Raw genomic sequence first — 14,418 nt, 5'->3', positions numbered from 1 at the left:
TACAAAGAATGGGGAAATACTTTACGCTTATATTACTTTTGTTATTAGGCTCTAAATATAGTTTAGCTCAACAAAACTACATAGACCATACCATTAAAAAAGGTGAAAGCGTTTATATGATATCTAGACGATATGGAGTCAGTGTCAATGCTATTTTTAATCTTAACCCTGGTTCTGAAAATATAATTTATGCAGGTCGCACTCTTCGTGTCCCTAAATCAGACACCACTACAACCTCTTCTAACAACACTGTAGTTAATGACATAACAGTAAGTAACTATATCGTAAAACGTGGAGAAACAAAATCTGGTCTTTCGCGTCGTTTTGGAGTAAGTATTGCGATGTTAGAGCAACAAAACCCTCATATTGTTAGTATGCTTCAAGCAGGACATACTATAAATTTAGATAAAACCATACAAGAAACTCAACCTAAAGCAAAAGCAGGTGAACATTATGTCGTTAAAGGAGAAACACTTTGGGGAATATCTAGAATTTACGGTATAAGTTTAACTCAATTGGAATCCGCAAACGCAGATCGTTTATCTGAATTTTTACAAATAGGGCAAACTTTAATTATTCCAGATAAAAACTCAGCAATTTCGACTGAAGGTGACTATTTAGTTCAGCGAGGTGACACAAAATTTCAATTAGCTAAACGTTTTAACATGACTATAGCTGAGCTCGAAGAAAAAAACCCGCATATCGTTACGATGCTAATGGCAGGTCACAGACTAAATATTGACAATACTGTTACTAGTCACCCTGAAGAAATTACAGATATAAAAGAAGACAGCATTACTGAAATAGATTCTACAAGCACTTCTAATACTTACAAGAATTACGTTATAGAACCAAAAGAAACTCTTTTTGGTCTGGCAAAAAAGGCAGGTATGACGATTGAAGAATTAACCACCTTAAATCCAAAACTTCTAACGTCCGTTAATGCTGGTGACATCATAAAAATGCCTGTCGGTGTGTCGGGTACATCTACTAATAAAACACCATCAACGAACACTGTAGACACTACTGATACGGTTAAAACAGATGACATAGCTGATTCTAACAATGAAGATGTAACCACAAGAATTTCCAGCAACAAAAATGAAGCTTTATTTGCTAATTTAGTTACAGAAACATCAAGTGGACTCTATTTTTACTCTCCTTTTTCTAGCCAAGAATTGAGTTCACCAGAAGAAAGACAAAAAATGATTGGTGTTAATGCCGATTTTCAAAAGTATATCGATTTTTTCCAAGGAGCTCAAATAGCGATTGATTCTGCTAAGACACTTAATCTAAATTTTGATGTCACCTTAATTAAAAAGAACATCGCTAAATCGAAAATAACCATTGAGAGTCCACATAGCAAAAATGCTATTCTTGTTCCTTTTTCAGAGACAAGTTCAAATTTCCCAAGTATTGACTCTAGCGCTCCAATCTCTATAATTGATATTGAATCTAATATTATAACGAACGACAGTATTAACATATACAGATCGATTACTTCTGAAGCTATTCAAAAAACTAAAACCTTAAATTATTTAGCAAAACAGAATGCAAATATTGTTGTCATTAGTGATCTTGATGAAGCTAGAAGTAAGGATTTAATTTTAACTACAAATCCTGAAGCAAAATTCTTAAAAGTTGATAATGCAGGATTTTTTAAATCTGATGCTTTAGACAATGCTCTAAACAAAAACAAACTCAACTATATTGTTTTTGATAGTGAAAAAACCATTGTTCTTCTCAATACAACGACAGCATTAATGGGAAAATTATCAGACCATAACATTCAATTGGTAATGCTGGAATCGTCATTATTACCAAAACAAACTGAGGTTTCAGATATGAGATTCCGCATTTTACAACTCATTTACCCAGCGGTTACAGATCCACAAAATAAAAACGACATTACGGATTTTGAAAATAAATACGAAGATATATTTAGCTCTAAACCATCACGACATGCTATTTTAGGCTTCGATGTTACCTTTGATACTTTATTAAGAATTTCTCAAAGCTCATCATTTGAAGAGTCTATAAATACAACGCTTTCAGAACAACCACACCTAAAATTTGAGTATCAAAAAACAAAGGACAGAAACTATTTGAATACTGGTATTTATTTGATGCAGTACAATTCTAATGACGGGATGATAGAACTCAACCAATAAATTATTTTAAGAATTAACATAAAAAGAACTAAAAATTTAGCTACATTCTTGAAGTCTTTAATCCTATAAATTTAAGATTATTCATTGATTAACAAATAGACTGAAGTGCATCTAAGTAACGAATAAATATAGTTATCATATGTTAAAACAAAACATCGATAAACACCTAGGTTTAATAAACATTTTGAGCCAATAAAAAAACTGTAAAACTGTCTGTTTTAATTTTGTTATGTATAGGCGATTTACATATATTTGTTTTCCCTCTATCTCTCATTTTAGCAAGTAAATAGTTACAAAATAAACTTGCTGATCTTAAATACATGGCATTGATTTCAACAAAAGCAATTATTTTAAATTTTTTTAATGAAAGCCAAACAGTACAGTTTTAAAAGATATCCTATACGATTAGCATTTCTTCTTATATTAATTCTCTTTGGATTTACTGCTGTCAACGCACAGTGTCCAACAGTTACTAACAGCTCACAATCACTTTGTGATGTGCAGTCTGTTCTCGTTGGAGACTTACAAGCTATTGATAATGGAGGAGGCGTAGTTTGGTATGATTCACCAACCTCAACAGTTCCTCTGCTAAATTCAGATAGTTTAATTAGTGGCCAAGATTATTATGCAGATGACAATTCTGGAACCTGTGGAGCAAGAGCTAGAGTAGACATTACAATTTATGGACCACCTGTTGGAGATAATTTTCAGGGAGTTTGTTTAGATGACCCTTCACTAGCAACAGTAAGTAGTTTAGTGGCAATTGGAAATGATGTTCAATGGTATTTATCCCCTTCTGGAGGCACACCTCTAAACGATACAGATATCTTAATTGACAATACTATTTATTATGCAGATCAAGCGAGTCCAGATGGCAGCTGTAGAACATCAAGACTATCTGTTTTAGTACTTGTTGGCGCGACACCTATTCCGACAGGAGATATGATTCAAAATTTTTGTGTCACACCAGAATTCACACCTACAGTAGGAGATTTAGTAGCAAGTGGCAACAATAATTGGTATATCTCATTGTTTTCGGCTTTAGAATTACCTCCTTCCACTCCTTTAGAAAGCGGACAAACATATTATGCGACAACACTAGATCCTCCTTGTGAAAGCACAGGACGATTATCTGTTTTAGCTATTTTAGATATCGCTCCAAATGCAGGTGAAGATAGTACGCTAGATTTATGTGACAATAGCAACTCTACAATTGATTTATTTTTAGAACTTGGTGGCACTCCTGATTCTGGTGGAACGTGGACGCCTTCTTTAAATAGTGGCACAGGTATTTTTGATCCTAACATTGATGCTGAAGGTATCTATACTTACACTGTAAGTTCTAATAATAGTTGTCCTGATGATTCAGCTATAGTAACCGTAACGTTAATACCTGAACCAAATGCAGGTACAGACGGAACTTTAGACTTATGTAGCAATAGTGATACAACTGATTTATTTCTTAGCCTAGGAGGCACACCTGAAACTGGAGGTATTTGGTCACCTGCTCTTGCAAGTGGCACTGGTGAATTTAATCCAGCCTTAGACTCAGATGGTATTTACACCTACACCGTCAGTGGTACACTTCCTTGTACCGACGTTTCGGCAACAGTGACTGTTTCGGTAACTCCCTTTAAAGATGCTGGTGAAGATGGCAGCATAGACATTTGTGATACAAGTGGAACTATTGATTTATTTGATAGTTTAGGTGGTATACCTGATATCGGTGGTGTTTGGTCACCTGCTTTAAATAGCGGAACTGGAATTTTTAACCCTACTATTGATAGTCCTGGAGCTTACACATATGAATTCATAGGAAATACTCCTTGTCCTGATGAATCAGCAACAGTTACTGTCACTATAAATCCATTGCCAAATGCAGGGTCTGACGGTGTACTTGAAATTTGCAGTAATGATTTCACTACAGTAGACTTATTTGATAGTCTCGGTGACGCTGCTGAAACTGGAGGCACATGGTCTCCAACATTAACGAGTGGAAGTGGGATTTTTGATCCTTCAATAGATACCGCTGGTATTTATACGTACACTGTAACAGGCATTTCACCATGTCCTGATGCTTCGGCAGACATTAACGTTATCATTATACCAGAACCAGATGCTGGTTTAAACGCTACAATAGATATCTGTAGTAACAATGGAACATTTGATTTATATGATTATCTCGGTGGTAATCCTGAAATTGGAGGCACTTGGTCGCCAGCACTTGCAAGCGGAACATCTATATATGATCCTTTAATCGACACAGGTGATACTTTTACGTACACAGTAGCAGGAACAACTCCTTGTGCAGATGCTTCAGCAACAATTACAATAACCGTTACGCCCTTCCTAGACGCAGGACTAGATGGAGCTGTTACTATTTGTACCAATGACGGCACAATAGATCTTTTTGATAGTCTTGGAGGTATACCAGATACAGGAGGAACTTGGTCTCCACCACTTGCTAGTGGAACCGGAATGTTTGATCCTAATATAGATACTGGAGGGACTTACACCTATACAACTTCCGGCTCAGAACCGTGTTTAGACGACTCTTCAATTGTAGTTGTTACGGTAGAACAGTCCCCAGATGCTGGTAGTGATGGCACTTTACTTATATGTAGTTTTTCAAATACTGTCGATTTATTTGACAGTTTAAATGGAATTCCGCAGTCAGGTGGAACTTGGTCTCCTGCACTTTCAAGTGGAACAGGAGTTTTTAACCCTAACTTAGATGCTGATGGCATTTACACGTATACAATAAATTCTATATGTGGTGACGTTTCTGCTGCGGTATCAGTGACTTCAATCGATGCTAATTATGCTGGAACAAATGGAAGTGTTGAATTTTGTAGTACAGACACAACAACCATAGACTTATTTGATAGACTTGGAGATTTGCCAGACACTGGAGGAACCTGGTCACCTGCACTCTCAAGTGGAACAGGGATTTTTGATCCAACTTTAGATGCGGCTAATACATATACGTATACTGTTTTAAATAGTGCAACCCTTTGTCCTGATGATTCTGCTACAGTTATTGTTTCAATTTTAGAAGAACCAAATGCTGGAAATGATGGCACATTAAACTTATGTAATTCTACGAATACAATCAATTTACTTGAGGGTTTAGCGGGAGCACCTGAAGCTGGAGGTACGTGGTCACCAACATTAAATAGCGGTACGGGAATTTTTGACCCTAGTACAGATGCTGAAGGTATTTACACCTATACACTAACTAATTCTTGTGGTACGAGTTCTGCAACCGTTGATGTTTCTTTTTCTGACACAAATGATGCTGGAACCGATGGTTCAATTGACCTTTGTAGTTCGGATGCAACTGTAGATTTATTTAATAGTTTAGGAGGTACACCTGATATCGGTGGAACGTGGTCACCGGCACTTACGAGTGGAACAGGTGAGTTTGATCCTAGCCTTGATGCTGCCGGCACTTATACTTATACAATTTCTAGTGTGACTCCTGCTTGTCCGGATGCTACAGCTACGGTTGAAGTTACGGTTTTACAAGGACCGAATGCAGGAAATGATGGTACACTTAATTTATGTGATTCGAATAATACAGTTAATTTATTAGATGGTTTAGCCGGTAACCCTGAATCAGGAGGAACATGGTCACCTACCCCAAACAGTGGTACAGGGATATTAGACCCTAATACAGACCCTGAAGGTATCTACACTTATACCATAAGTAATTCTTGTGGTGCGAGTTCTGCAACCGTTGCTGTTTCTTTTTCAGATACCAATGATGCTGGAACTGATGGCTCAATTGACTTGTGTAGTTCTGATGCCATAGTCGATTTATTTAATAGTTTAGGAGGTATTCCAGATGTTGGTGGAACTTGGTCTCCTGCACTTGCTAGTGGCAGTGGAGTTTTTAATCCTAGTATAGATGCTGCTGGTTCATATACATATACGATTACTAGTGTGACTCCTGCTTGTCCGGATGCAACAGCTATAGTAGAAGTTACAGTTTTACAAGGACCAAACGCAGGAAATGATGGTACACTTAATTTATGCGATTCTACGAATGCAGTTGACTTATTTGACAGTTTAGCTGGAGCACCTGATACTGGCGGCACATGGACTCCAGTATTAGATAGCGGAAGTGGAATTTTTAATCCTAATATTGATCCTGAAGACAGTTATACCTATACAGTAAGTAATTCTTGCGGCACAAGTTCTGCAACCGTTGCTGTTTCATTTTCAGATACAAATGATGCTGGAACCGATGGTTCAATTGACCTTTGTAGTTCGGATGCAACTGTAGATTTATTTAATAGTTTAGGCGGTACACCTGATGTCGGTGGAACGTGGTCACCGGCACTTACGAGTGGAACAGGTGAGTTTGATCCTAGCCTTGATGCTGCCGGCACTTATACGTATACGATGTCTAGTGTTAGCGCTGCGTGTCCTGATGCCACAGCAACAGTAGAAGTTTCAATTTTACAAACACCTGATGCTGGAAATGTTGGTACCTTAGATATATGTTCAAATGATTCAAGTTTAATTGATTTAATTGATAGCCTAAGTGGATCACCTGATGCTGGTGGAACATGGTCACCCGCTCTTGCGAGTGGAACTGGAATGTTCGATTTAACTCTAGATACTGCTGGTGCTTACACTTATACGGTAAGTAACACATGTGGAACAAGCTCTGCAATCGTAACCGTTACAATTTCAACCGCGAATGATGCAGGAACTGATGGAGCTATTGAATTCTGTAGCAATGCTTCCACAGCGAATTTATTTGACAGTTTAGGAGGTACTCCACAAACAGGAGGAACATGGTCTCCGGCATTAACTAGTGGAACAGGAGAATTTGACCCTAGCGTTGATGCTGCTGGTGATTATACGTATACCGTTTCAGATAGTACATCGTCTTGTCCTGAATCAACTGCTACTATTACCGTTACAATTTTACCAGAGCCAAACGCAGGTACCGACAATACACTTAATCTATGTATAGATCAAACAGATTCTGTAAATCTTTTTGATAGTCTTGGCGGATTACCAGAAATAGGAGGAACTTGGACGCCTGCATTAGCAAGTGGCACCGGATATTTCGATCCAACGATTGATACCGCTGGTATTTACACCTATTCAGTCACATCAACAGAATGTGGTATTACTAATTCTGCTAATGTAGATGTTACAATAATTGACCTTCCAGACCTTACAGGACTAACCATGTCTATTGTAGACAATGTCATTTGTGTCGGTTTAGAAGATGCTATTATTGATATTACAGGAGCCAATCAATTACCTGATGGAGATTACTCTATAGTCTATTCGCTTACGGAAGCTAACAATTCAGTAAATACCATAGCTATTACAATAATAGGAGGTAATGCTTCATTTACAATTCCACAGGTATTATTACCTAATTCTGGTCTAACATTTGTTACGCTTACTCAATTATTCGTTTTAGGACAAAATTGTAGTGCAATTACGAGTTCTGTAGAACCTATCAAAATATTAGTTGAAGAATTACCTGCACCAGAGATAATTGATAACGGTACTGAATTTTGTTTAGAAGACAGCCCAACAATAACTGACTTATCTAACAACATTGTTAACGAGGGTATTGTTATTTGGTATGACGCACCGATTGATGGTATTGCTTATGATGAGACAGAAGCTTTACAGGAAGGGACGGTTTATTATGGATCATTAATATCTGAGTATGGTTGTGAAAGTAACATACGATTAGAAGTTACTATAAGCTTTATTCCTTGTATAGGAGAGCTTTTAATACCTGATGGTTTTTCGCCAAATGACGATGGAATTAATGACGTTTTCGATATTCTATGGCTAAATGATCTATATCCTAACTTTAAACTAAGTGTTTATAATAGATACGGAAACATCCTTTATGAAGGAGATATTAATTCTCCTAAATGGGATGGAACATCGAAAAAAAATAGTACCGAACTTCCTGCCGGTGTTTATTTTTATGTATTAGAGTTTAACGATGGAGAACGGGAAGCACAACAAGGACGAGTCTATCTGAATAGATAATTATGACATAATAAAATGATAAGTAAATTAACCACATATAGCATTGCGATTATAACTCTATTTTTAGGGTTCTCATCACATGCGCAACAAGACCCTCAATACACACAATACATGTATAATATGAGTGTTATAAATCCTGCGTACGCCACAGACGATGAGACTACAATGAACATTGGTTTACTTTACCGATCACAATGGGCAAGATCTATTGGTGGCCCTACAACAGGATCACTTTTTGTACATTCTAAAATAACAGATCGTTTAGAAGGAGGTATTTCTTTTGTACATGATGAAATTGGAGATGTTGTAACACAAACTGGGGCTTTTGCAGATATTGCTTATGTTCTTCCTGTAGGTAAAAATTCAAAATTATCATTTGGAATTAAAGCAGGAGCTACATTTTACAGTACTAATTTTGATGGCTTTGTATATTCAGATCCATTACCAGATCCGGCTTTTGCAGAAAATATAAATAGAACTTTTCCTAATGTTGGAGCTGGATTATTTTATTTTTCAGAAAATTATTATTTAGGCTTATCAGCGCCTAATTTATTACAGACAAAACATCTTCAAGACGATAGTGGCGTTGTTTCTGAAGCTGCAGAAAATATGCATTTATTTTTCACTGGTGGTTATGTTTTAAACTTTGGCGATAATTTTAAATTCAAACCTGCCTTCATGGCTAAGTATGTTAATAGCGCACCATTATCCGTAGATCTAACGGCTAACGTATTAATGTATGACAAAGTGGAATTTGGCGTAGGATATCGTTACGATGATTCTGTAACTGGTATGCTTAATTTTTCTATGTCGCCAGCAGTTCGCATTGGTTATGCTTACGACCATACAATCTCTAATTTAGGTCGATTTAATTCTGGTTCGCACGAATTACTTTTATTATTCAACATTGGCAACCTCGGAAAAGGCTACGATAAATCCCCAAGATTTTTCTAATTGAAGACACATGAAAACGTTTAAACTTTACATACTATTAACGGCTTTAGCAACAGGAATACTGTGTTTCTCTCAATCCTCAAGCAAAGCGCATATGCTTTATGAAAACAGAGCTTATGTTGAAGCTGCAGAAATCTTTACTAGTCTTCCTAAAACAGCCGATAATTTAGAAAAATTAGGAGATTGTTACTATTATAATTCTGAATTTGATAAAGCTTATAAAGCCTATAAACAAGTTTATGATTTAAAGATTAGCACTGAACTAACAGAGGATTTCTATTTTAAATATTTTCAAGTTTTAAAAGGCACTAAAAATTATGAAAAAGCTGATGAAATCTCAACACGCCATCTAAATGATACTATCAACACACCAGAGTTAAAGGAATTACTAAAACGTATTGTCCCTTATAAATATGAATTAAAAAATCTCACCGAAGATGTTGGCGGTTCTAGTTTTGGAGTTGGTCTTCATGGTGATAAAATTGTTTTTGCGTCCACTAAAAATATAGAGAATCCAAATTATAAATGGAATGGTAAACCCTATTTAGATTTATATGAAGGAATTGTTTCAACAAAAGATGGCGACATTACTTTAGACAGTATTCAACCACTTAACGACGAGATTAACGCTGTAAAACAACATGAAAGTAACGCTGTGTTCACAAAAGATGGTAAATTCATGTATTTTTCTAGAAATCTCAAAAAACGAATTGATTTAGATTCAACAAAAATTGCAGTCGTTAGTATTTTTAGAGCAGAACTTGTTGATAACGAATGGACCAATGTTGAGCCTGTATCTTTCTCTAGCGAAACCTATTCTACAATGCATCCATCTCTTAATAGTGACGAAACTCGACTCTATTTTTCTAGTGATATGCCTAATACTTTAGGGTCATTTGATATTTTCTATGTGGATGTTTATGCAGATAACTCTTTTGGAACTCCTATCAACTTAGGTGAAAATATTAATACAATTCGTAGAGAACAGTTCCCATTTGTTGCTAAAGACAGTACACTTTACTTTTCTTCAAATGGTAAACATGGATTTGGTGGTTTAGACCTCTTTGCTAGTAGCGTAAATAATAATGAATTCTTAGAGGCTCTCAATTTAGGTGAAACTATAAATAGTGAAAAAGACGATTTTGCCTTTGTCGTAATAGATTCAATAAATACGGGGTATATTTCCTCTAACCGATCTGGTTTAGATAACATCTATACATTTAAACGTATCGAAAATGAAAGAACGTATTTTATTGAAGGTTTAGTTACAGACAAAGTCACGGGTAAAATATTACCTAATACAACAGTCACATTATTTGACAAGGATGGTAATGTTGTTGCCGAACAATTAGTAGGAGAAGATGGACGCTATAAACTTCCAACACAGCCAAGTCAAAAATATTCGGTAGAGGGTTTTCAACCCAAATACATTCCTCAACTTGAATTTTTTGACACTAATGATAAAGGTAACATTGAATTTAATATTGAGTTAGAAATTGAATCTTACAAGGATGCTGAAGAAATTGTTACCGATGATGATGAAGGAAATACGTATATCGAATTAGAGAATATTTATTTTGATTTTGCAAAATGGGATATTAAACCACAAGCCGCACGAACGTTAGATGTATTAGTCGCTTTATTGACCAAATATCCGAGGATGGAAATACAACTTGGTGCACACACCGATTCTAGAGCAGGATATGAATTTAACATGGACCTTTCTGAAAAAAGAGCGCGTGCGACTTTAGAATATCTTGTAGAGAACGGAATACCTAGAGCACGTTTAACATCTAAAGGTTATGGTGAAACGAAACCCTTAGTGCCTTGTGGGGAAAACTGTACGGAAACCGAATTTTCAATAAATAGACGTTGTGAATTTCTAATTTTAAAATAGAAACCTATCTTTTTTAAATATGTCACTCACTAATGAAATTGTACTAAGACCACGCTTCAAATTTGAAGTGACAACGAATAACGAAACACTATTAAAAGGATTTGAAGACTCTAAATTAAATCAAAACAATTTTATTGTCTCAAGAATTGACGATCATGTTTTTATAAAAATCCCTAAAAAAGATCAGCACTTTTGGTCGCCTCAATTACACTTAGAAATTAACGAAGAAGACAGCCATAAATCAGTAGTTCATGGTTTATTTGGCCCTAACCCAACCGTTTGGACTATGTTTATGTTTTTTCATTTTATAGTCGCTGTATTATTTTTTGGGTTTGGTATTTGGGCTTATACAAATGCCACTTTAGGAAATTCTTATGCTATACAAATAGCACTATCATTACTAATGATAGTGATATGGTTTGCCTTATATTTTGCAGGAAGAATTGGACGCTCTAAAGGAATGTCCGAAATGCACAAACTACATGGTTTTATGAAAGAAACTATTCGCGCTTATCGTTGATTGTACCCAAAACGCTTCAACTGATTCTGATTACTTCTCCAGTTCTTATTCACCTTTACATACAATTCTAAGTGCACTTGCTTGCCAAAGAATTTTTCTAAATCCTTACGTGCTTCTACTCCAACTCGTTTTAAAGCAGAACCCTTATGACCTATGATAATCCCTTTTTGAGTTTCGCGCTCTACCATTATAACCGAACGCATTCTAATAATATTTTCTTCTTCAAAAAACTCTTCAGTATCTACTTCTACCGCATACGGAATTTCTTTTTTGTAGTGTATTAAGATTTTTTCTCTAATTGCTTCGTTTACAAAAAACCGTTCTGGCTTATCTGTTAATTGGTCTTTAGGATAAAATGCAGGTGACTCTGGTAATAATTCTATAATTCTATCAAATACATTCTGAACGTTAAATCCTTCAGTTGCAGAAATAGGAAAAAACTCAGCATTAGGCACTTTACTTTGCCATAATTCTGATTGCTCCTCAAGTTGTTCTTGGTTAGATGTATCTATTTTATTTAATAACAATAAAACAGGGATTTTTGAATTGGTAATCTTATTAAAAAAGGCTTCATCTTTAAGCTCCTTCTCGCCTATTTCCACCATATAGATTAACACATCGGCATCATCAAAAGCCGACTTCACAAAATCCATCATAGATTCTTGTAGTTCATAAGCTGGTTTTATGATTCCAGGTGTGTCACTTAGAATGACCTGAAAATCTTCACCATTTACGATTCCCAAAATTCGATGTCTCGTTGTTTGCGCTTTAGATGTGATTATTGATAATTTTTCACCAATAAACGCATTCATCAACGTAGACTTACCCACGTTAGGATTACCAATAATATTTACAAAACCTGCTTTGTGCATCATTAAAAATTTAATGCAAAGTTACAATCTTTAACGCATTAAGTCATAAAAGAGTTGAAATACAATTTTACACATGATAAAAATCACCATTTATACGTTATTATTCTTATAAATTTGAGAAGTACAAACCTATTACTTCTATTATGACAGACCTTCAGATTGCAAAAAAAGTAACACTAAAGCCCATATCGGAAATAGCAGAAAAATTCGGAATTGCCCCTGAACTTATTGAAATGTATGGAAAAAATAAGGGGAAAATTCCGCTGTCGTGCATAGATAAAGATAAAGCGAAACAGAGCAATCTAATTTTGGTATCTGCAACATCTCCTACTCCAGCTGGAGAGGGAAAGACGACAATATCCATTGGCTTGTCTGAAGCTCTAAATAAACTAAATAAAAAAACAACCGTTGTACTCAGAGAACCTTCTTTAGGTCCTGTTTTTGGAATAAAAGGCGGAGCTACTGGAGGAGGGTTTGCACAAGTTTTACCCTTAGAAGATATTAATTTACATTTTACAGGTGACTTTTCGGCTATTGAAAAAGCGAATAACTTACTAGCCGCTATAATTGACAATAATATTCAGAGCAAAACAAATTCCTTAGGTATAGACCCAAGAACCATTACATGGAAACGTGTATTTGATGTTAACGATAGAGCTCTAAGAAACATAGTTGTTGGTCTAGGAGGTACTTCTTCTGGTATTCCAAGAGAGACTGGTTTTGATATTACTGCGGCCTCAGAAATCATGGCAATTCTTTGTATTACTAAAGATTTAAGCGATTTAAAAAAACGTATTGGTAATATTTTTATTGGCTATACATTTTCTAACCAACCCGTTTATGCTAAAGATTTGAAAGTTGCTGGTGCTATGGCAGCCTTACTTCAACATGCCATAAAGCCTAATTTGGTGCAAACTATTGAAGGAAATCCAGCCATTATTCATGGAGGTCCATTTGCCAATATTGCCCAGGGCACGAACTCAGTAATTGGCACATTAATGGGAATGACATTTTCGGATTATACCGTTACAGAAGCTGGTTTTGGTTGTGATTTAGGAGCTGAAAAATTCTTAGATATTAAATGCCAAAGTGCAAACCTCTCACCTAAAGCTGTAGCACTAACAACAACGATCAGAGCTTTAAAATATCATGGTGGAGCAGATTTAAAAGCATTGAAAATTGCGGATTTAGAAGCCTTAGAAAGAGGACTTCCAAATTTAGAAAAACACATTGAAAACATAGAACAATTTGGATTAACTCCCGTGATTGCCATAAATAAATTTGAATCGGATAGTATTGAAGAAATTGAATTAATTAAAAATTTTGCTAAGACTAAAAATATTCGTGTTGCTGTCGCTGATGTTTGGGCTAAAGGAGGAGAAGGTGCTATTGAATTGGCTCAGCAAATCATTGAAGTTGTTGAAGCTAATACAACCCAATTTAAGCCTTTATATAATTGGGAAAATGATGTAGAATCTAAAATTGAAACCATTGCCCAAAAGATTTATGGAGCTGATCACGTAGAGTATACATCTAACGCTAAGCGACAATTACGACGTATTAAAAAGCTAGGTTTAGATAATTTAGCCATCTGTATCGCAAAAACCGAAAAATCATTATCTGATAACCCTAAACTATTAGGTCGTCCTAAAGATTTTAGTATTACGGTTAGAGAAATTGAAATAGCGTCTGGTGCTGGATTTTTAATACCAATTACTGGTGATATGATGAGAATGCCTGGTTTACCTGCACATCCAGCTTCTGAAGGTATAGATATTAGTGATGACGGCGAAATTACAGGTTTATTTTAATAAATTTCATACTAATGCTTAGTCTTATCATTTTCATCTGTAGCTATAATAATCATAATTCTGGTGACAAAATTCAAACTTTAACCAAATAAATATCTGGTTAAAGAAAAGATCTCTATTAATATTCTAACCACAACTTTATCAAATTGCACAA

General features: G+C 35.6%; 7 protein-coding genes. 6 read left to right on the top strand and 1 reads right to left on the bottom strand.

Annotated features, from left to right (window positions below; all coding sequences use genetic code 11):
- Positions 1-8 precede the first annotated feature (8 nt).
- The 5 genes from BLT80_RS13710 to BLT80_RS13690 all read left to right on the top strand — a co-directional run bounded on the left by BLT80_RS13710 (position 9) and on the right by BLT80_RS13690 (position 11,581).
- Positions 9-2,171 carry a muramidase family protein gene (locus tag BLT80_RS13710; RefSeq protein ID WP_092468952.1) on the top strand — a complete coding sequence of 721 codons (2,163 nt, stop codon included), beginning with the start codon at positions 9-11 and terminating at the stop codon, positions 2,169-2,171.
- 363 nt (positions 2,172-2,534) lie between these two features.
- The gene (locus BLT80_RS13705; RefSeq protein ID WP_092468950.1) at positions 2,535-8,210 is read left to right on the top strand and encodes a T9SS type B sorting domain-containing protein; all 5,676 of its coding nucleotides are present in this window, start codon (positions 2,535-2,537) and stop codon (positions 8,208-8,210) included.
- Between the two features lie 15 nt (positions 8,211-8,225).
- The gene (locus tag BLT80_RS13700) at positions 8,226-9,164 is read left to right on the top strand and encodes a PorP/SprF family type IX secretion system membrane protein (protein WP_092468948.1); all 939 of its coding nucleotides are present in this window, start codon (positions 8,226-8,228) and stop codon (positions 9,162-9,164) included.
- A gap of 10 nt (positions 9,165-9,174) precedes the next feature.
- The gene (locus BLT80_RS13695; RefSeq protein ID WP_092468946.1) at positions 9,175-11,061 is read left to right on the top strand and encodes an OmpA family protein; all 1,887 of its coding nucleotides are present in this window, start codon (positions 9,175-9,177) and stop codon (positions 11,059-11,061) included.
- Positions 11,062-11,080: 19 nt separating this feature from the next.
- Positions 11,081-11,581 carry a GTP-binding protein gene (locus BLT80_RS13690; RefSeq protein WP_092468944.1) on the top strand — a complete coding sequence of 167 codons (501 nt, stop codon included), beginning with the start codon at positions 11,081-11,083 and terminating at the stop codon, positions 11,579-11,581.
- Here the strand turns inward: BLT80_RS13690 and era are convergent.
- Positions 11,572-12,456, bottom strand: coding sequence for a GTPase Era (gene era / locus BLT80_RS13685; protein ID WP_092468942.1), 885 nt, complete (start codon positions 12,454-12,456; stop codon positions 11,572-11,574). The genes BLT80_RS13690 and era overlap by 10 nt on opposite strands.
- A 140-nt stretch (positions 12,457-12,596) precedes the next feature.
- On the opposite strand from era, the gene BLT80_RS13680 reads away from it, so the two are divergent.
- Positions 12,597-14,264 carry a formate--tetrahydrofolate ligase gene (locus BLT80_RS13680; protein ID WP_175455618.1) on the top strand — a complete coding sequence of 556 codons (1,668 nt, stop codon included), beginning with the start codon at positions 12,597-12,599 and terminating at the stop codon, positions 14,262-14,264.
- Positions 14,265-14,418 lie beyond the last annotated feature (154 nt).

Source organism: Winogradskyella thalassocola (genome assembly GCF_900099995.1).
Classification (GTDB): Bacteria; Bacteroidota; Bacteroidia; order Flavobacteriales; family Flavobacteriaceae; genus Winogradskyella; species Winogradskyella thalassocola.
Note: the sequence above shows the minus strand (reverse complement) of the source record. Positions and strands in the feature narration are given on the sequence as shown.

Coding starts and splice junctions, on each gene's coding strand:
- BLT80_RS13710 (WP_092468952.1), top strand. CDS start 9: ATGGGGAAATACTTTACGCTTATATTACTTTTGTTATTAGGCTCTAAA.
- BLT80_RS13705 (WP_092468950.1), top strand. CDS start 2,535: ATGAAAGCCAAACAGTACAGTTTTAAAAGATATCCTATACGATTAGCA.
- BLT80_RS13700 (WP_092468948.1), top strand. CDS start 8,226: ATGATAAGTAAATTAACCACATATAGCATTGCGATTATAACTCTATTT.
- BLT80_RS13695 (WP_092468946.1), top strand. CDS start 9,175: ATGAAAACGTTTAAACTTTACATACTATTAACGGCTTTAGCAACAGGA.
- BLT80_RS13690 (WP_092468944.1), top strand. CDS start 11,081: ATGTCACTCACTAATGAAATTGTACTAAGACCACGCTTCAAATTTGAA.
- era (WP_092468942.1), bottom strand. CDS start 12,456: ATGATGCACAAAGCAGGTTTTGTAAATATTATTGGTAATCCTAACGTG.
- BLT80_RS13680 (WP_175455618.1), top strand. CDS start 12,597: ATGACAGACCTTCAGATTGCAAAAAAAGTAACACTAAAGCCCATATCG.